Source organism: Mycobacterium sp. 94-17, from assembly GCF_035617725.1.
Taxonomy (GTDB): domain Bacteria; phylum Actinomycetota; class Actinomycetes; order Mycobacteriales; family Mycobacteriaceae; genus Mycobacterium.
Genome location: NZ_JAPIYN010000014.1, coordinates 1 through 19,481, shown reverse-complemented (window position 1 = coordinate 19,481; position 19,481 = coordinate 1). Strand labels below are relative to the sequence as shown.

17 protein-coding genes and 1 pseudogene are annotated in these 19,481 nt (G+C 70.2%); 16 read left to right on the top strand and 2 right to left on the bottom strand.

The annotated features are described in order from the left end of the window. Positions 1-7: 7 nt before the first annotated feature. The 16 genes from OQ789_RS16680 (at position 8) to OQ789_RS16605 (ending at position 17,402) form a co-directional block, all read left to right on the top strand. Entirely contained in the window at positions 8-613 is a 606-nt protein-coding gene (locus OQ789_RS16680; RefSeq protein WP_324687124.1) for a TetR/AcrR family transcriptional regulator, read from the top strand. 86 nt (positions 614-699) lie between these two features. Continuing rightward, positions 700-2,256: a UDP-N-acetylmuramoyl-L-alanyl-D-glutamate--2,6-diaminopimelate ligase gene (locus tag OQ789_RS16675; RefSeq protein WP_324687123.1), complete on the top strand. Its 1,557-nt coding sequence runs from the start codon at positions 700-702 to the stop codon at positions 2,254-2,256. Further along, positions 2,253-3,824: a UDP-N-acetylmuramoyl-tripeptide--D-alanyl-D-alanine ligase gene (locus OQ789_RS16670; protein ID WP_324687122.1), complete on the top strand. Its 1,572-nt coding sequence runs from the start codon at positions 2,253-2,255 to the stop codon at positions 3,822-3,824. The genes OQ789_RS16675 and OQ789_RS16670 overlap by 4 nt, the downstream gene beginning before the upstream one ends. Further along, entirely contained in the window at positions 3,821-4,900 is a 1,080-nt protein-coding gene (mraY, locus tag OQ789_RS16665) for a phospho-N-acetylmuramoyl-pentapeptide-transferase (protein ID WP_324687121.1), read from the top strand. Before OQ789_RS16670 ends, mraY begins: the two co-directional genes overlap by 4 nt. Further along, positions 4,900-6,369: a UDP-N-acetylmuramoyl-L-alanine--D-glutamate ligase gene (gene murD / locus OQ789_RS16660; RefSeq protein ID WP_324687120.1), complete on the top strand. Its 1,470-nt coding sequence runs from the start codon at positions 4,900-4,902 to the stop codon at positions 6,367-6,369. The genes mraY and murD overlap by 1 nt, the downstream gene beginning before the upstream one ends. Positions 6,370-6,376: 7 nt before the next feature. Further along, on the top strand, positions 6,377-8,047 hold the full coding sequence (ftsW, locus tag OQ789_RS16655; protein WP_324687119.1) for a putative lipid II flippase FtsW: 1,671 nt from the start codon (positions 6,377-6,379) through the stop codon (positions 8,045-8,047). Beyond that, positions 8,044-9,270 carry an undecaprenyldiphospho-muramoylpentapeptide beta-N-acetylglucosaminyltransferase gene (murG, locus tag OQ789_RS16650; protein WP_324687118.1) on the top strand — a complete coding sequence of 409 codons (1,227 nt, stop codon included), beginning with the start codon at positions 8,044-8,046 and terminating at the stop codon, positions 9,268-9,270. The genes ftsW and murG overlap by 4 nt, the downstream gene beginning before the upstream one ends. Beyond that, the gene (murC, locus tag OQ789_RS16645) at positions 9,267-10,733 is read left to right on the top strand and encodes a UDP-N-acetylmuramate--L-alanine ligase (RefSeq protein WP_324687117.1); all 1,467 of its coding nucleotides are present in this window, start codon (positions 9,267-9,269) and stop codon (positions 10,731-10,733) included. The genes murG and murC overlap by 4 nt, the downstream gene beginning before the upstream one ends. Next, positions 10,730-11,710 carry a cell division protein FtsQ/DivIB gene (locus tag OQ789_RS16640; protein ID WP_324687116.1) on the top strand — a complete coding sequence of 327 codons (981 nt, stop codon included), beginning with the start codon at positions 10,730-10,732 and terminating at the stop codon, positions 11,708-11,710. The genes murC and OQ789_RS16640 overlap by 4 nt, the downstream gene beginning before the upstream one ends. Before the next feature lie 272 nt (positions 11,711-11,982). Then, positions 11,983-13,140 (top strand): cell division protein FtsZ, encoded by a 1,158-nt coding sequence (gene ftsZ, locus OQ789_RS16635; protein WP_324687115.1) that lies wholly within the window; start codon positions 11,983-11,985, stop codon positions 13,138-13,140. Positions 13,141-13,220: 80 nt separating this feature from the next. Beyond that, entirely contained in the window at positions 13,221-13,928 is a 708-nt protein-coding gene (pgeF, locus tag OQ789_RS16630; RefSeq protein ID WP_324687113.1) for a peptidoglycan editing factor PgeF, read from the top strand. A gap of 5 nt (positions 13,929-13,933) precedes the next feature. Beyond that, positions 13,934-14,710 (top strand): YggS family pyridoxal phosphate-dependent enzyme, encoded by a 777-nt coding sequence (locus OQ789_RS16625; RefSeq protein WP_324687112.1) that lies wholly within the window; start codon positions 13,934-13,936, stop codon positions 14,708-14,710. A gap of 66 nt (positions 14,711-14,776) precedes the next feature. Beyond that, positions 14,777-15,421 (top strand): cell division protein SepF, encoded by a 645-nt coding sequence (locus OQ789_RS16620; protein ID WP_324687111.1) that lies wholly within the window; start codon positions 14,777-14,779, stop codon positions 15,419-15,421. A 167-nt stretch (positions 15,422-15,588) separates the two neighbouring features. After that, positions 15,589-15,903, top strand: coding sequence for a YggT family protein (locus OQ789_RS16615; protein ID WP_324687255.1), 315 nt, complete (start codon positions 15,589-15,591; stop codon positions 15,901-15,903). A gap of 236 nt (positions 15,904-16,139) precedes the next feature. Further along, on the top strand, positions 16,140-16,952 hold the full coding sequence (locus OQ789_RS16610) for a DivIVA domain-containing protein (RefSeq protein WP_324687110.1): 813 nt from the start codon (positions 16,140-16,142) through the stop codon (positions 16,950-16,952). 102 nt (positions 16,953-17,054) lie between these two features. Beyond that, positions 17,055-17,402 (top strand): hypothetical protein, encoded by a 348-nt coding sequence (locus tag OQ789_RS16605; protein WP_324687109.1) that lies wholly within the window; start codon positions 17,055-17,057, stop codon positions 17,400-17,402. Positions 17,403-17,415: 13 nt separating this feature from the next. Here OQ789_RS16605 and OQ789_RS16600 read toward each other — a convergent pair. Beyond that, positions 17,416-18,114 (bottom strand): annotated as a pseudogene (locus tag OQ789_RS16600) (phosphoribosyltransferase); the annotation flags it as partial. A gap of 63 nt (positions 18,115-18,177) precedes the next feature. Beyond that, positions 18,178-19,221, bottom strand: coding sequence for a zinc-binding dehydrogenase (locus tag OQ789_RS16595; protein ID WP_324687108.1), 1,044 nt, complete (start codon positions 19,219-19,221; stop codon positions 18,178-18,180). Between the last annotated feature and the right edge of the window lie 260 nt (positions 19,222-19,481).

The window sequence follows — 19,481 nt, the reverse complement described above, 5'->3', positions numbered from 1 at the left end:
AAACGCAATGTCTCTTAAGCCGTCCGGTGTGGCGCGCCGGCGCCGCGGCCCCGCACTGGAGGAGGCCCTGCTGGATGCCGCATGGGCCGAGCTGACCGAACGCGGTTACGACGACATGACGATGGACGCCGTCGCCGTGCGGGCGGGGACGAGTCGCGCGGTGCTGTACCGGCGCTGGCCCAACAAACAGGAACTGGTGCTCGCGGCGCTGGCGCACGCGGTAAGCAAAGACGTCGTGGTCACCCCCGACACCGGCAGCCTGCGTGGTGACGTCATCGAACTGCTCCAGCAGGCCAACAAGCTGCGCGTCGGGCTGGTGGCCGCGCTGATGACCCGGCTCGGCGGCTTCTACCAGCAGACCGGCCGCAGCCTGGCCGACATCAGGAAGGTCATTCAGGGCGGTCGAGACGCCGTCCTGGAGGAGGTCATTGCGCGGGCCATCGCCCGCGGCGAGATCCGGCCGGAACAGGTCACCGACCGGATCGCGCGCCTGCCGGTCGAGCTGTTCCGTTACGAGATCCTCATGACGCTGCAACCGCTGTCTGACGAAGCGATCGAAGAGATCGTCGACACCATCTTTCTGCCCCTGCTCGACTGGCGTAAGGGCCGATAACGCGCCTGGATGGGCGCGGGAAGCCCGCGTTGCCCGCTACTCCTCGGTAGGGTGTCATCGCTGATGTGGCAAACGGGAGGTGAGCAGTGTCGGTGCCCGCCGGGTTGCGTCCCGACGCCGTCGCCGGCGTTCCGCTGTCTGCCCTGGCGGCGCGGGTTGCGGGGTCGTCCGCGCTCGGGGCGGCGGACGCGTCCGGCGTGACCATCACCGGCGTGACGCTGCGCGCCCAGGACGTGGAGCCCGGTGACCTGTTCGCCGCGCTGCCCGGCCAGACCACCCACGGGGCCCGGTATGCCGCCAACGCGATCGAACGCGGCGCGGTCGCCGTGCTCACCGATCCCGCCGGGGTCGCCGAGATGGGCGCGGCCGCCCCGCCCGTCCCCACGCTGGTGCATCCCGACCCGCGCGGCGTGCTCGGCGGCCTGGCCGCCACGGTGTACGGGAATCCGTCCGACCGGGTGGCCGTCATCGGTATCACCGGCACGTCCGGCAAGACCACCACCACCTATCTGGTCGAATCGGGCCTGCGGGCCGCGGGCCGCACGGCCGGGCTGATCGGCACCATCGGCATCCGCATCGACGGCGCCGACATCCCCAGCGCGCTGACCACCCCGGAGGCCCCCGCGCTGCAGGCGATGCTGGCGGCCATGGCCGAACGAGGCGTGGACACCGTCGTGATGGAGGTGTCCAGCCATGCGCTGGCGTTGGGCCGGGTGGACGGAACCGGCTTCGCGGTGGGCGGTTTCACCAACCTGTCCCGCGATCACCTCGACTTCCACCCGACCATGGAAGACTACTTCGACACCAAAGCCCTGCTGTTCGACCCCAATTCGCCGCTGCGGGCGCGCCGCGTCGTGGTGTGCGTCGACGACGAGGCCGGGCGGGCCATGGCGGCCCGGGCCGGCGACGCGATCACCGTCAGCGCCGAGGGAAGGCCCGCGCACTGGCGCGCCACCGACGTGACCCCGATGGGCGCGGGGGGGCAACAGTTCACCGTCGTCGACCCCGCCGGGGCCCGGCATCAGGTCGGCGTCCCGCTGCCCGGTCACTACAACATCGCCAATTGCCTTGTGGCACTGGCTCTTCTGGATGCGGTGGGGGTGTCGCCGGAGCAAGCGGCGCCGGGGCTGCGGCAGACCCGCGTGCCGGGACGCATGGAAGAGATCGACGCCGGCCAGGATTTCCTGGCGTTGGTCGACTACGCGCACAAGCCGGGTGCCCTGCGTGCGGTGCTGACCACGCTGGCGCGCCCGGGCCGCCGCGTGGCGGTGGTGTTCGGCGCCGGTGGCGAGCGCGATCCGGGAAAGCGGGCGCCGATGGGCGCGGCGGCCGCCGAGCTGGCCGACCTGGTCGTGGTCACCGACGACAATCCGCGCGGTGAGGACCCGGCCTCGATTCGCCGGGAGATCCTGGCCGGTGCGAACGAAAGTGGTTGCGCGGCTGAGGTTGTCGAGGTTGCCGACCGGCGCGACGCGATCCGGCGCGCGGTAGCCTGGGCGGGCCCCGGCGACGCGGTGCTGGTCGCGGGCAAGGGCCACGAAACCGGGCAGCGCGCCGGCGGGCACACCCGCCCCTTCGACGACCGGGTGGAGCTGGCCGAGGCGCTGCGCGAGGCCATGGGACCCCGGGCGGTGAATCGGTGATCGACCTGACCGTCGCCCAGATCGCCGACATCGTCGGTGGCACCCTGTCCGGCATCTCCCCGCTGGACGCCGTGCAACGCCGCGTCACCGCGACGGTGGAATTCGACTCACGCGCCGTCACGCCGGGCGGGTTGTTCCTGGCGCTGCCGGGAGCGCGGGCCGACGGGCATGACTTCGCGGACTCGGCGGTCGCCGCCGGTGCGGTCGCCGTCCTGGCGGCGCGGCCGGTCGGGGTACCGGCCATCGTGGTGCCCCCGCAACCGGCGGCGGCACACCCGGACGCCGGGGTGCTCGAGCACGACACCGACGGGTCCGGCGCGGCGGTGCTGGGCGCGCTGGCCAAGCTGGCCCGGGCGGTGGCCGCCGAATTGGTGGCCGGCGGGCTGACCATCGTCGGCATCACCGGATCGTCGGGAAAGACTTCGACCAAGGACCTGGTGGCGGCCGTGCTGGCACCACTGGGTGAGGTGGTCGCGCCGCCCGGGTCGTTCAACAACGAGCTGGGGCATCCGTGGACGGTGCTGCGCGCGACGGCAGACACCGACTACCTGGTGCTGGAGATGTCGGCCCGGCATCCCGGAAACATCGCCGCGCTGGCCGAGATCGCCACGCCGTCGATCGGGGTGGTCCTCAACGTCGGCACTGCGCACCTGGGCGAGTTCGGCTCACGCGAGGCCATCGCCAAGACGAAATCCGAACTGCCACAATCCGTTCCCGCGTCCGGCGTGGTGATCCTGAACGTTGACGATCCGGCCGTGGCGGACATGGCGCGGGTGACCGCCGCCCGCGTGGTCCGGGTCGGCCGCGCGGAGCACACCAGGGGCGGGCACACCGACGCGGTCCCCAGCGATCTGTGGGCGGGCCCGGTGTCGCTCGACGGGTTGGCCAGGCCCCGGTTCACGCTGAACCGGCGCGACGCGTCCGGGGTGAGCCAGGTGCCGGTGCAACTCGGCGTCTACGGCGATCACCAGGTGGGCAACGCGCTGTGCGCGGCCGCGGTCGCGCTGGAATGCGGCGCCGGGCTCGAGCAGGTGGCGGCCGCGCTCGCCGGGACCGGCCCGGTGTCGCGGCACCGCATGCAGGTCACCACCCGCACCGACGGCGTCACCGTCATCGACGACGCGTACAACGCCAACCCCGATTCGATGCGGGCCGGGCTGCAGGCGCTGGCCTGGATCGCACATGGCGAGGGCGCCGGGCACGGCCGCGCCGAAAAGCGCAGGAGTTGGGCGGTGCTCGGCGAGATGGCCGAGCTCGGTGAGGATGCCATAGCCGAGCACGATCGCATCGGCCGGCTGGCCGTGCGCTTAGATGTGTCTCGACTCGTCGTCGTGGGAAGTGGGAGGTCGATGAGCGCCATGCACCACGGAGCGGTCATGGAGGGTTCCTGGGGCACCGCCGACAAGGGAGCCGTCAACGTCGCGGACCGTGATGCCGCCCTGGCGTTGCTGCGGGCCGAGGTGCAACCCGGCGACGTCGTCCTGGTCAAGGCGTCGAACTCGGCCGGGCTCGGCGCGCTGGCCGATGCCCTGGCCGCCGAAGGCCCCGAGGGTGGGACGCGCGCATGAGACAGATCCTCATCGCCGTCGCCGTCGCGCTGACCGTGTCGATCCTGCTGACCCCGGCGCTGATCCGGCTGTTCACCCGGCAGGGGTTCGGCCACCACACCCGCGAGGACGGGCCCCCGACCCACCACGCCAAACGGGGCACGCCGTCGATGGGCGGCGTGGCCATCCTGGCCGGCATCTGGGCGGGCTACCTGGGCACGCACCTGGCCGGGATGGCCTTCGACGGGGAAGGCATCACCGTGTCGGGCCTGTTGGTGCTGGGCCTGGCCACCGTGCTCGGTGGCGTCGGATTCCTCGACGACCTGATCAAGGTCCGGAGGTCACGCAATCTCGGCCTGAACAAGACGGCCAAGACCGCGGGCCAGGTCGGTGCCGCGGTCATCTTCGGCGTGCTGGCGCTGCAATTCCACAACAGCAACGGCCTGACCCCGGCCAGCGCGGACCTGTCCTACGTACGCGAGATCGCCACCGTCACCCTGGCTCCGGCACTGTTCGTGTTGTTCTGCGTGGTCATCGTGACCTCCTGGTCCAACGCGGTCAACTTCACCGACGGTCTGGACGGGCTGGCCGCCGGCACCATGGCGATGGTCACCGCCGCCTACGTGTTGATCACCTTCTGGCAGTACCGCAACGCGTGCGCCACCGCGCCCGGGCTGGGCTGCTACAACGTGCGCGACCCGCTGGACCTCGCGCTGGTCGCGGCCGCCACGGCCGGAGCCTGCATCGGCTTTCTGTGGTGGAACGCCGCGCCCGCCAAGATCTTCATGGGCGACACCGGATCCCTGGCGCTGGGCGGCATCATCGCGGGCATCTCGGTCACCAGCCGGACCGAGATCCTCGCCATCGTGCTGGGTTCACTGTTCGTCGCCGAAGCCGGTTCAGTTGTGTTGCAGATCTTGACGTTTCGGACCACCGGGCGCCGGGTGTTCCGGATGGCGCCCTTCCACCACCACTTCGAACTGGCCGGCTGGGCCGAGACCACGGTCATCATCCGCTTCTGGTTGCTCACCGCGATCGCCTGCGGCCTGGGGGTGGCCCTTTTCTACGGTGAGTGGCTGGGCGCGATCGGTGCCTGATGAGCGGTCTTGAGGCCCCGCTGGAACCGTTGGCGCCCGGCGCGCCGGTGCTGGTGGCCGGGGGCGGGGTAACGGGCAAGGCGGTGCTGGCGGCGCTGACCCGGTTCGGCGCGGCACCGACGCTGTGTGACGACGACCCCGGCAGGTTGCGCCCCTTTGCAGACGCGGGAGTGGCGACCGCGTCCACGTCGGCCGCCGTCGAGCAGGTCGCCCGTTATGCCCTGGTGGTCGTCAGTCCCGGTTTCGCGCCGACCGCGCCTGTGCCGGTCGCCGCGGCGGCGGCAGGCGTGCCGGTTTGGGGTGACGTGGAGCTGGCCTGGCGGCTCGACGCTGCCGGCCATTACGGGCCGTCGCGCCGCTGGCTGGTGGTGACCGGGACGAACGGCAAGACGACCACCACGTCGATGCTGCACGCCATGCTGACCGCCGGGGGCCGGCGCAGCCTGCTGTGCGGGAACATCGGCGACCCGGTGCTCGACGTGCTCGATCAACCGGCCGAGCTGCTGGCCGTCGAGCTGTCCAGCTTCCAATTGCATTGGGCGCCCTCGCTACAGCCCGAGGCCGGTGCGGTGCTCAACATCGCCGAGGACCATCTGGACTGGCACGGCAGCCTGGCCGCCTACGCCGCGGCGAAGGCGCGGGTGCTCGACGGCCGGGTGGCGGTGGTGGGCCTGGACGACGGCCGGGCGGCGGCGCTGCTGGACACCGCCCGGGCGGCGGTGCGGGTCGGCTTCCGGCTGGGCGAACCGGCGGCGGGGGAGCTGGGCGTGCGCGGGGGTCACCTGGTCGACCGCGCCTTCGCCGACGACCTGGCCCTGCTGCCGGTCGCGTCCATCCCGGTGCCGGGGCCGGTCGGGGTGCTCGACGCGCTGGCCGCCGCGGCGCTGGCGCGCTGTGTCGACGTGTCCGCCGAGGCGATTTCGTCCGCGATCGCTAACTTCCGGGTGGGCCGGCACCGGGCCGAAGTCGTTGCCGTCGCCGACGGCGTCACCTACGTCGACGACTCCAAGGCGACCAATCCCCACGCTGCCGAAGCGTCCGTGCTGGCCTACCCCCGGGTGGTGTGGATCGCCGGCGGCCTGCTCAAGGGCGCATCGGTGGACGCCGAGGTCGCCAGGATGTCGTCGCGGCTGGTCGCGGCCGTGCTCATCGGCCGAGATCGGCACGAGGTTGCCGAGGCGTTATCGCGACACGCGCCGGATGTACCCGTCCTGCACGTAGTGACAGGCGAGGATGCTGGTATGGATGCGACTGCTGTGGTTCTTGGGGCAGATGTGACGGAAGTGAAACAACGGGATGACGATCTGGGCACAGCGGTGATGAACGCGGCGGTCGCCGCGGCGCGTACCGTGGCAAAGCCCGGCGACACCGTCCTGCTGGCACCCGCGGGCGCATCGTTCGACCAATTCACGGGTTACGCCCACCGCGGCGACGCCTTCGCGTCCGCCGTACGCGCGGCGCTCCGGTAGGGCGGGCGTGGGTAACGCACTGACTCGGCTGCTGGGCCGGGGTAAAGACGCCACCGAGACCGCCACGCCCGAGCCGGGGGCGGCCGATGACGCCGCGGGCAAGGACGCGGAAGCGTCCACGGAAGCCAAGCCCAAAAAGGAGAAGGCCAAGAAAGACAAGGCCAACGACGGCGCTTCGCGCAGCCGGTTCGGCGCCTGGCTGAGTCGGCCAATGACGTCGTTTCACCTGATCATCGCGGTGACGGCGCTGCTGACCACGCTCGGGCTGATCATGGTGCTGTCGGCGTCGGGCGTGCGGTCCTACGACGCCGACGGATCGGCCTGGGTGATCTTCGGCAAGCAGGTGCTGTGGACCGTGATCGGCCTGATCGCCTGCTACGCGTCACTGCGGATGTCGGTCCGGTTCATCCGCCGCGTCGCGTTCGCCGGCTACGTGGTCACGGTCATCCTGCTGGTGCTGGTCCTCGTCCCCGGTATCGGCAACCTGGCCAACGGGTCCCGCAAGTGGTTCGTGGTGGCGGGCTTCTCGATGCAGCCCTCCGAGCTGGCCAAGATCGCGTTCGCCATCTGGGGTGCGCACATGCTGGCCGCCCGTCGCCTGGAGCGGGCATCTCTGCGTGAACTGCTGATCCCGCTGGTGCCCGCGGCGGTGATCGCGCTGGCCTTGATCGTGGCGCAGCCCGACCTCGGCCAGACGGTGTCGCTGGGCATCATCCTGCTGGCGTTGCTGTGGTACGCGGGCCTGCCGCTACGCGTCTTCGTCACCTCCCTGATGTCCGTCTTCGTGGCCGGCGCGATCCTGGCCATGTCGGCCGGGTACCGGTCGGACCGGGTGCGGTCCTGGATCAACCCCGAGAACGACCCGCAGGACACCGGCTACCAGGCCCGACAGGCCAAATTCGCGCTGGCGCACGGCGGTGTCTTCGGCGACGGTCTGGGCCAGGGCGTCGCCAAATGGAATTACCTGCCCAACGCCCACAACGACTTCATCTTCGCGATCATCGGCGAGGAGCTCGGTTTCATCGGGGCGTTTGCGCTGCTGGTGCTGTTCGGGCTGTTCGCCTACACCGGGATGCGGATCGCCCGCCGCTCGGCCGACCCGTTCCTGCGGCTGCTGACCGCAACCACCACCATGTGGGTGCTGGGCCAGGCGTTCATCAACATCGGCTACGTGATCGGCATCCTGCCGGTCACCGGCATTCAGCTGCCGCTCATCTCTGCCGGTGGAACATCGACCGCGGCAACGCTTTTCATGATCGGCATCATGGCAAATGCGGCGCGTCACGAACCCGAGGCGGTGGCGACGCTGCGGGCCGGCGCTGACGACAAGGTGAACCGCATCCTGCGGCTGCCGCTGCCCGAGCCCTACTCGCCGACCCATCTCGAGGCCGCACGCGATCGCAAGCGTGCCCGTCCGAAGCCGCCCGAGCCGTCGCGCAAGGGCGCAGGCGCGGCCGGGCGCAAGGCTACCCAGAAGGCCTCCCGCAACACGTCCCACCCGGTCTCCCGCACGGCCTCGCGCAAGGCCGACGGGCCGCTGGGGCCGGCGCTACCGCGCACCGCCGGCCGGCCGGCTCCCCAGACTGGGGGTACCGCCCGATCACGGGCCAGGCATCATGGATCTGGCCAGCGTCAGCCACGACGCGCTCGCGCACTGGAAGGTCAGCGTTACGGGTGAACCACACGGTCAACACGCCGACCGGCGGGCGGGGGTCAGACCCTTCGCCCGCCGGTGCCGCGTTGTCGTCTTTTCAGCCCGTCAAGCCACTGTCGGTGGTGCTCGCCGGCGGGGGCACGGCCGGTCACGTCGAGCCGGCGATGGCCGTCGCCGACGCGCTGAGCGGTCTCGACCCGCAGGTGCGGATCACCGCGCTGGGCACTGCCCGCGGGCTGGAGACCCGGCTGGTGCCCGAACGCGGCTATGACCTCGAGCTGATCACGCCGGTGCCGCTGCCGCGCAAGCCGAGCGGCGACCTGGCCCGGCTGCCGTCACGCGTGTGGCGGGCCGTCCGGGAAACCCGGGCCGTGCTCAGGGCGGTCGACGCCGACGTGGTGGTCGGTTTCGGGGGGTACGTGGCATTGCCGGCGTATCTCGCCGCACGCGGTGTCTCGCCGCGCAAGCCGCGGATCCCGGTGCTCATCCACGAAGCCAATGCCAGCGCCGGGCTGGCCAACCGGGTCGGCGCCCGCACCGCCGAGCGGGTATTGTCCGCGGTCGCCGACTGCGGGCTGCCGCGCGCCGAGGTGGTCGGGGTGCCGGTGCGCGAGGCCATCACCTCGCTGGACCGCGCGGCGCTGCGCGACGAGGCGCGCCGCCACTTCGGCTTCGCCGGCGACGCCCGGGTGCTGCTGGTGTTCGGTGGCTCGCAGGGCGCGGTCTCGCTGAATCGGGCGGTCAGCGGGGCGGCCGCCGGGCTGGCCGCCGCCAGCGTCGCCGTGTTGCATGCGCACGGGCCCAAGAACACGCTCGACCTGCGCGAACCCCGGCCGGGTGAGCCGCCGTACGTGGCGGTTCCCTACCTCGACCGGATGGATCTGGCCTATTCGGCCGCCGACCTGGTGATCTGCCGGTCCGGTGCGATGACGGTGGCCGAGGTCTCGGCCGTGGGGTTGCCGGCCATCTACGTGCCGCTGCCGATCGGCAATGGCGAGCAGCGGCTCAACGCCCTGCCGGTGGTCGACGCCGGCGGCGGCATGATCGTCGCCGACGCCGATCTGACGCCCGAGCTGGTGGCCCGCGAGGTGGCGGGGCTGGTGGGCGACCCGCCGCGCCTGGCGGCCATGACGACCGCCGCCGCGCTGGTGGGCCACCCCGACGCCGCGCGCCAGGTGGCCCAGGTGGCGCTGGATATCGCCCGAAACGCACGGCTCGGCCGGTCGCCCGCCGGAGGAAAACCGTGACCACCGAACAGCTGCCGCCCGAGCTGCAGCGGGTGCACATGGTCGGCATCGGGGGTGCCGGCATGTCGGGCATCGCCCGCATCCTGCTCGACCGGGGCGGGCTGGTGTCGGGCTCGGATGCCAAGGAGTCCCGCGGCATTCACGCGCTGCGCGCCCGGGGCGCGCAGATCACCATCGGGCACGACCCGGCCTCGCTCGATCTGCTGCCCGGCGGCGCCACCGCGGTCATCACGACGCACGCCGCCATCCCGAAGACCAACCCCGAGCTCGTCGAGGCCCGGCGGCGCGGCATTCCGGTGATCCTGCGACCGGCCGTGCTGGCCAAGCTGATGCACGGGCGCACCACGCTGATGGTCACCGGCACGCACGGCAAGACGACCACGACGTCGATGTTGATCGTGGCGCTGCAGCATTGCGGGCGCGACCCCTCCTTCGCGGTCGGCGGCGAGATGGGGGAGGCGGGCACCAACGCCCACCACGGCAGCGGCGACTGTTTCGTCGCGGAGGCCGACGAGAGCGACGGCTCGCTGCTCGAGTACACGCCCAACGTCGCGGTGGTCACCAACATCGAGACCGACCATCTGGACTTCTACGGCAGCGCCGACGCCTATGTGGCGGTGTTCGACGCCTTCGTGGAGCGGCTGGCCCCCGGCGGGGCACTGGTGGTGTGCGTCGACGACCCGGGGGCGGCGGCGCTGGCCCGGCGCACCGCCGAGCTGGGCATCCGGGTGCTGCGTTACGGGACCTCACCCGACGGTGACGAAATGGCGGCGACGTTGTTGTCGTGGCAGCAGCAGGGCACCGAAGCCGTCGCGCAGATCCGGCTGGCCCCCGAACTGGACCCGGAGCAGCTTCCGCGGGTGATGCGGTTGTCGGTGCCCGGCCGCCATATGGCGCTCAACGCGATGGGCGCGTTGCTGGCGGCGCTCGAGATCGGCGCCCCGGTCGACGCCCTGCTGGACGGCCTGGCCGGCTTCGAGGGCGTGCGCCGGCGTTTCGAGCTGGTCGGTAGCGCGGCCTCGGTGCGGGTGTTCGACGACTACGCGCATCACCCGACCGAGATCGTCGCCACGCTGGGGGCGGTCCGCACCCTGCTCGAGCAGAGCGGTGACGGCCGCAGCATCGCGGTGTTCCAGCCCCACTTGTATTCGCGGACAAAGGCTTTCGCCGAGGAGTTCGGGCGCGCCCTGGACGCGGCGGACGAGGTTTTCGTTCTCGACGTCTACGGCGCCCGCGAGCAACCGCTGCCCGGCGTCAGCGGGGCCGCCGTCGCCGAGCACGTTCACGTGCCGGTGCGCTATCTCCCGCACTTCGCCGCGGCCGCCGAGCAGGTGGCCGCGGCCGCCGGGCCGGGCGACGTCATCGTCACCATGGGGGCCGGCGATGTGACGCTGCTGGGGCCCGAGATCGTCGCGGCGTTGCGGGTGCGGGCCAACCGCGGCGCCCCCGGGGCATTGCGATGACCCAGCCGGACGACCCCGTCTCGGCCGATGTGACCGGCGAACAGGCGGCCGTCGGCCAACCTGCCGGTTCCCCCGGCGACGTAGCGTCCACCGAACCGCTTGTCGCCCAGGAGAACGCGGACGGCGCTGCGGGCGACGAGAACGAGGCGGACACGGACGACGCCGAGGGCCCCCGGCGGCGGGCCCGCCGGGAGCGCGCCGAACGCCGCACCGCACAGGCCCGCGCCAGGGCCATCGAAGAGGCCCGCCGCGAAGCGAAGCGCCGGGCCGGCGGACGGCTGGTCAGCGAGCCCAAACCCGTTGCGCGCGGCGTCGTTCGAGGCCTCAAGATGCTGCTGGCCACCGTCCTGCTGGTGATAGTCGGTATCGGCTTGGCGTTGATCCTCTATTTCACGCCCGCGATGTCGGCCCGCAACGTCGTCGTCGTCGGCACCGGGGTGGTGACGCGGGAAGAGGTCCTCGACGCGGCGCGGGTGCGGCCCGGAACGCCGCTGCTGCAGATCAACACCAGCCAGGTCGCGGACCGGGTGGCGGCGATCCGGCGGGTGGCGAGCGCCCGGGTGCAGCGCCAATACCCGTCGGCGCTGCGGATCACCATTGTCGAGCGAGTTCCGGTGGCGGTCAAGGACTTTGCCGACGGCCCGCATCTGTTCGACCGCGACGGCGTGGACTTCGCGACCGGGCCGCCACCACCGGCGTTGCCGTATCTCGATGTCGCGGATCCGGGGCCGAACGACCCGGCGACCAAGGCGGCCCTGCAGGTCCTGACCGCGCTGCGTCCCGAGGTCGAGGGTCAGGTCGGCCGCGTCGCGGCGCCGTCGGTCGCGTCGATCACCCTGACGCTGGGCGACGGCCGGGTGGTGATCTGGGGGACTACCGACCGCACCGACGAGAAGGCCGAGAAGCTGGCCGCGCTGCTGACCCAGCCGGGCAAGGTCTACGACGTGTCCAGCCCGGATCTCCCGACGGTCAAGTAGCGATCTTCGTCACGGCGCACGTCCCGGCGCGCCGCCGAACAGCGCTCACGCCGCCCGGTGCGGGAAAATTGCCGAAAATTTGCGGGACGCGTGTCGGCGCGCCTGCGGGGTTAGGGCGCGCGATACCCATACCGTTCTGGTTGCGCGGAGCTACTTGACATAACTCTAACTCTATGGTTGAGGTTGAGGGTTTGCCAGGGAGGGCCGCCACGGTCCGGAGGAGCCCACCGCCGGGAGAGCTGAGCCAAGCCCATCAGGGAGGAAGACGAATGATGACCCCCCCGCATAACTATCTGGCCGTCATCAAGGTCGTGGGTATCGGTGGTGGCGGCGTCAACGCCGTGAACCGGATGATCGAACAAGGCCTCAAAGGCGTGGAGTTCATCGCGATCAACACCGACGCGCAGGCGCTGTTGATGAGTGATGCCGACGTCAAACTCGACGTCGGTCGCGAGTCCACGCGTGGCCTGGGCGCCGGGGCGGACCCCGAGGTCGGCCGCAAGGCCGCCGAGGACGCCAAGGACGAGATCGAGGAGCTGCTGCGCGGCGCGGACATGGTGTTCGTCACCGCCGGTGAGGGTGGCGGAACCGGGACCGGCGGGGCGCCCGTCGTCGCCAGCATCGCGCGCAAGCTGGGCGCGCTGACCGTGGGCGTGGTCACCCGGCCGTTCTCGTTCGAGGGCAAGCGGCGCGGCAACCAGGCCGAGAGCGGCATCTCGGCGCTGCGCGAGAGCTGCGACACCCTGATCGTGATCCCCAATGACCGGCTGCTGCAGATGGGCGATGCCGCGGTGTCGCTGATGGACGCCTTCCGCAGCGCCGACGAGGTGCTGCTCAACGGTGTCCAGGGCATCACTGACCTGATCACCACGCCGGGCCTGATCAACGTGGACTTCGCCGACGTCAAGGGCATCATGTCCGGCGCGGGAACGGCCCTGATGGGCATCGGCTCGGCCCGCGGCGAGGGTCGTTCGCTCAAGGCCGCCGAGATCGCGATCAACTCGCCGCTGCTGGAAGCCTCGATGGAGGGCGCGCACGGCGTGCTGATGTCGATCGCCGGCGGCAGCGACCTGGGCCTGTTCGAGATCAACGAGGCCGCCTCGCTGGTGCAGGACGCCGCCCACCAGGACGCCAACATCATCTTCGGCACCGTGATCGACGACTCGCTGGGCGACGAGGTGCGCGTCACCGTCATCGCCGCCGGCTTCGACGCGACCGGCGCCGGGCGCAAACCCGTCATCGGCGGCGGCGCCGAGAACGAGAAGACCGGCGGTGCGCACCGGATCGAGTCGGCGAAGGCGGGCAAACTGACCTCGACGCTGTTCGAGCCGGTCGACGCGGTCAGCGTGCCGGTGCACACCAACGGCTCGACCTTGAATATCGGCGGCGATGACGACGACGTCGACGTGCCGCCGTTCATGCGCCGCTGAGACCCATGCCGGTGACCGTGGACCCCCGACCGCGAGAGTCGGGGCCGCCTGGCCGACAGGAAAACTCAGATACTGGTCACGTGAGCGTTCGCATCCGGCGAGTTACCACCACCCGCGCCGGTGGTGTCTCGACCCCGCCCTTCGACAGCTTCAACCTGGGCGACCACGTCGGCGACGACCCGGCGGCGGTGGCCGAGAACCGCGCGCGGCTGGCCGCCGCCATCGGCCTGCGCGCCGGCCGCGTGGTCTGGATGAACCAGGTCCACGGCGCGCGGGTCGAGGTGGTCGACGCGGCGCGCGCCACCGCGGTCGACAACACCGACGCGTTGGTGACCCGCACCGCGCGACTCGCACTGGCGGTGGTCACCGCCGACTGCGTACCGGTGTTGATGGCCGATGCGCGCGCCGGCGTGGCCGCGGCCGTGCACGCCGGCCGGGTGGGTGCCCAGCGCGGGGTGGTGGCCCGCACGGTGGAGACGATGGTCGAGCTGGGAGCGCGGCCCGAGGACATTTCGGCGCTGTTGGGCCCGGCGGTCAGCGGCCGCAACTACGAAGTGCCCGCGGCCATGGCCGACGAGGTCGAGGCGGCGCTGCCGGGCAGCCGGACCACCACCGCCGCGGGAACTCCCGGGCTCGATCTGCGAGCCGGAATCGCCTGTCAACTAACGAATTTGGGCGTGACGGCAGTCGATATCGATCCACGATGCACGGTCGACGATCCGGCGTTGTTCAGTCATCGCCGGGATGCGCCGACCGGCCGGCTGGCCTCACTGGTCTGGATGGAGTGACCGCGATGGCGGTAGAGATACCTGCCGGGGGAGACCGCGAATCGGAGCTTACTCATGCGCTGGCGTCGGTGCGCTCGCGCCTGGCGGCGGCGGCCGAAGCCGCGGGCCGCAATGTCGGCGAAATCGAAGTTCTGCCCATCACCAAATACTTTCCGGCATCCGACGTGGTGATTTTGTCCCGGTTGGGGTGTCGCATCGTCGGCGAATCGCGGGACCAGGAAGCGACGGCGAAAGTGGCCGAAGTCGCCCGACTGCTGGCGGCATTGGGGCGCGCGGACGTCGCAAATCCCCGCTGGCACATGGTGGGTCATATCCAGCGGAATAAGGCCCGGTCGGTGGCGCGGTGGGCGCACACCGCCCATTCGGTGGACAGCACGCACCTGGTGACCGCGCTCGACAGGGGGGTGGCGGCAGCACTGGCCGAGGGCCGTCGCACCGCGCCGATGCGGATCTACGTGCAGGTCAGCCTCGACGGTGACGAGTCTCGCGGCGGCGTCGACATCGCGCGACCTGGAGCCGTCGACCAGGTGTGCGACCGGGTCGAGGACTCCAAGAACCTGGACCTGGTCGGGCTGATGGGGATTCCACCGTTGGATGCGGACCCCGACGAGGCCTTTGACCGGCTCCGATCCGAGCATCGGCGGGTGCTCGAGGCGCACCGCAATGCCGTCGGGCTGTCCGCCGGGATGTCCAATGACTTCGAGAACGCCGTCAAACACGGTTCGACATGTGTGCGTGTCGGTACCGCGCTATTGGGTCCGCGGCGGTTACCGTCACCGTAAGTAGTCACTGCAGTAACAGCTTTATCACTAACACCAGTACTCCCAGGGGCTAGAAGGGTCAACGCAATGAGCACACTGCACAAAGTCAAGGCCTATTTCGGTATGGCCCCGATGGACGACTACGAGGACGAGTATTACGACGACCACGCTCCGTCCCGTGGTTTTCCGCGACCGCGCTTCGACGACGGATACGGTCGCTACGACCAAGACGACTACGACGACCCGCGCCGTGAGCCCGCCGACTATGCACCGCCCGCCGGTTACCGCGGCGGCTACGCGGACGAACCCCGCTACGGCGCCGTCCACCCCCGCGAGTTCGACCGCGGCGAGCGTGGCGGCCCGCGCTTCGGATCGTGGTTGCGCAATTCCACCCGCGGGGCGCTGGCGATGGACCCGCGCCGGATGGCGATGATGTTCGAAGAGGGCCACCCGCTGTCGAAGATCACCACACTGCGCCCCAAGGACTACAGCGAGGCCCGCACCATCGGTGAGCGTTTCCGCGATGGCACCCCGGTCATCATGGACTTGGTGTCGATGGACAACGCCGACGCCAAGCGGCTCGTCGACTTCGCGGCAGGCCTGGCGTTCGCGTTGCGGGGCTCCTTCGACAAAGTCGCGACCAAGGTGTTCCTGCTGTCCCCCGCCGACGTGGACGTATCCCCGGAGGAGCGGCGCCGGATCGCCGAAACCGGTTTCTACGCTTACCAATAGACGTTTCCGCCGCCCGCTGCGCCGCGGGCGGCCCGCTTAGTCTACGGGTCCTCGGGGCGGCTTGAGATAGGGTCCCTGACCCGGAGTCGGTACGCTGGCAGGCGCCGCGCTGATCCGCGGCGCTTGGTATCGCTTCTCTTCTCATGGGTAAGGTCGGGGCACTTCAGTTGGTGTTGTTCTTTCAGATCCTCGGGTTCGCGCTGTTCATTTTCTGGCTGCTGCTCATCGCCCGGGTCGTCGTCGAATTCATCCGCTCGTTCAGCCGGGACTGGCATCCCACCGGCATCACCGTGGTGGTCCTGGAGATCATCCTGTCCATCACCGATCCGCCGGTGAAACTGCTCCGCAGGCTGATTCCGCAACTCACCATCGGGGCCGTCCGCTTCGACCTGTCGATCATGGTGTTGTTGCTCGTCGCGTTCATCGGCATGCAACTGGCGTTCGGGGCCGCGGCGCAGGCCGTGGGTGGCCCGGCGGCGTGAGGCCGTTCCGGCCCGGAGACGGTTCGGCCACGTTTTAGCGTCGGTTCGGTTCGCGCGATTTCAAACTTCTAAGAATTCGGATTTTATTGGCCTCAGTGTTTGAAATTGGCTCTTATTTATTGGGCTAATCGGCAACGGTCGCGCCTGGTGTGACAGGATGGACGGCAGTTGCACCACGGCTACCACTGCGTTCTACACTTTCCAGAACGTGCGACAGGAACTTAGGGGACGAAACAATGCCGCTTACACCAGCCGACGTTCACAATGTGGCGTTCAGTAAGCCGCCGATCGGCAAGCGGGGCTACAACGAAGACGAGGTCGACGCCTTCCTCGATCTGGTGGAAGCCGAACTGACGCGGCTGATCGAAGAGAACGGCGATCTGCGCCAGCGGATCGAAGAGCTGGACCACGAGCTGGCCTCCGGCGGCGGCTCGGCGACGTCGGCCGCGGCCGCCGCGCCGACTCAGGCGATTCCCGTACGCGAACCCGTCCCCGAGCCGGAACCGGTCAAGGTGGCGCAGGCCGCGGCCCCGGCCGCCGCGGCGGCGAGCAACGAGGAACAGGCCATGAAGGCCGCCCGGGTGCTCACGCTGGCGCAGGACACCGCCGACCGCCTGACCAGCACGGCCAAGACCGAGTCGGAGAAGATGCTGGCCGATGCCCGCTCTAACGCCGACCAGATTCTCAGCGAGGCGCGCAGCACCGCCGAGACCACGGTCGCCGATGCCCGGCAGCGCGCGGACGCCATGCTGTCGGATGCCCAGACCCGCTCCGAGACCCAGCTGCGTCAGGCCCAGGAGAAGGCCGACGCCCTGCAGGCCGACGCCGAACGCAAGCACTCCGAGATCATGGGCACCATCAACCAGCAGCGCACCGTCCTGGAAGGCCGCCTCGAGCAGCTCCGCACGTTCGAGCGCGAATATCGCACCCGGCTCAAGACCTATCTGGAGTCTCAGTTGGAGGAACTCGGGCAGCGCGGGTCCGCGGCGCCGGTGGACTCCAGCGCGGACGCGGGCAGCTTCGACCAGTTCAACCGGGGCAACAACTAGCCTTTCCAGGCGTGCCGGTCACTTGCCGGGCCTCGGGGTTGGCACGCTGGGTCGTTGAAAGTCGATGCAACCGCGGTCCGCTCGTCGCTTGGAGGATGACTGATGCTCATCATTGCGCTGGTCTTGGCCCTGATCGGGCTCGTCGCGTTGGTATTCGCGGTCGTCACCAGCAACGAGCTGGTGGCCTGGGTGTGCATCGCCGCCAGCGTGGTGGGCGTGGTGCTGCTGATCCTGGACGCCGTGCGCGAGCGCCAGCGGCGTGACCTGGGCGACGAAGCCGACGAAGCCCACGCCGACGAGGCGCACGCCGACGAGGCCCATGCTTCTGACGAGGACGACTACGTCGACTACCCCGAAGAAGTCACGACGTCCGACGAGCCGGCGACCGCCACGGAGACCGAGGAGTCCAAGGTCGCGGCCGAGGGCCGCGGCGACGAGGCCGCCAAGTAGCCCCTTCGCCGCCTCAGCGCGCCAAGTGGGTCGGCGTAGCGAGCAGTTCGCGGACCTCCTCGTCACTGACCTGATGGAAGTCGTCGTAGACCTGCCCGACCGCCTCGAACCCGGGCGGCATGGTGGCGCACACGACGTCGTCGGCCTCCCGCGCGAGCTCGCGGCAGGTCGCTTCGGGCCCCACCGGAACGGCCACCACGATCGATTTCGGGCCCGCGGCGCGGATGGCCCGCACCGCTGCGAGCATGCTTGCGCCCGTTGCGATTCCGTCGTCGACCAGGATGACGATCCTGTCCCGCAGGTCGGCGGTCGGCCGGCCGCCCCGGTAGGTGTGCTCGCGCCGGAGCAGCTCTGCCGTCTCGCTGTCGATCACCCCGCGCACCTGCTCGTCGGTGACGCGTAGGCCGGCCACCACGTCCTCGTTCATCACCACGCCGCCGCCGCTGGCCAATGCGCCCATGGCCAATTCCGGCCATTGCGGTACGCCGAGCTTGCGGACCAGGAACACGTCGAGCGGCGCCCCCAAGGCCGCGGCGATCTCCCAGGCCACCGGCACGCCGCCACGGGCCAGCCCGAAGACCAGCACATCGCCCCGGCCGCGGTACGCCACCAGCTCTTGCGCCAGCTCGCGGCCGGCCTCCCGTCGGTCCACGAACGTCTTCGGTGATGTCCGCCGGAAAAAGCCACTCGGTGGGTTCATTCGTCTGCGCTCCCGGCTGCTGGGCCTTGTTCCAGGTTACGTGCGCCGGGCAAGACCCGAAGGGCGTCGGCGACTCTAGGGCTGCACCAGGATCCGAATGGGGTTGTCTTGCTGCCGTTCTAGCCTGTCGATGCCCGTGGCGACGTCCTCGAGCGGCACGATCCCGCTGATCGACCGCGACAGGTCGAGCCTGCCCAGCGACACCAGCATCGCCAGCGTGGAGATGTCGACGTTTTTGTAGCCGAGATGGCCGAGCACCTGTTTCTGCGTCAGGCCGAACATCGACGTCGGCCCCACGGTGGGCTCTTGGGCGCTCATGCCGACCGCGACCAACCGGCCGCCGACCGTCAACTGCCCCAGCGCCTGTTCGAACGTCGACTTGAGTCCGACCGCGTCGAACGCGACGTCCAGCCCGCGCCCACCGGTGGCCTCGGCGATCTTCTCGCCGAGATGGTCGTCGCGGGAGTCGAATGCGTAGTCGGCGCCGAGTTCCAGCGCCCGCTCGAGGACTTCGGGTTTGATGTCGACGGCGATCACCGGAGCCGCTCCGACCAACCGGGCCAGTTGTGCGATGTGGGTGCCGACGCCGCCGAGTCCCCACACCCCGACCGATTCGCCGATGCCGACCCTGCCGGTGCGCACCACCGCGCCGTAGGGCGTCGACACCGCGTCGGCCAGGATCGCGGCCTGCTCCAGCGGCACGTTGTCCGGCACCCGCGTGAGCCCGAACGCCTGCGCGACGGTGTATTCGGCCCACCCGCCGTCGTAGGCGAAGGCCATCAACTGAATCCTCATGCAGTTGACGACGTCCCCGCGTCGGCAGTTCGCGCACCGCAGGCAGGGCCGGCCGGCCGCGACGATGACGCGATCGCCTTCGGCCCAGCCCGTCACCCCCGGGCCGAGTTTGGCAATGGTGCCCGAGGTCTCGTGCCCCTGCGTCACTACCGGGATCTGGGCGGGGAAGGTGCCGTTGATCAGGCTGAGGTCGGAATGGCAGATGCCACAGAAGGCGACCTTCACCAGTACCTCGCCCGGGCCCGGCTCCGGGACCGGAACATCTTCCACGACAACCCTTTTGGTGTCGGCATAGAAGCGTTCGGCCCGCATCGTCGCGGTCATCTCGGTCGCCTGGTCATGACGTGTACTCCCTTGTCGGTCCGCATGACCAATCATTGTGGCCGGATGCCGGCGACGTCGGTGAGGTTTCCAGCCGGTCGCATACCGCCAACCCGCTCGCGCGTCACCCATTACTCAGCACAGTGTGAGCCCCACGAATTCTGCGAACCCGCTCGTGTGTCCGAGGGGTGTGTGAGTTCACGACATAGGTGACAGATGAGTCGCGTCATGGGTTACACCTGCGAAGGGCTTCGATGAGTCGC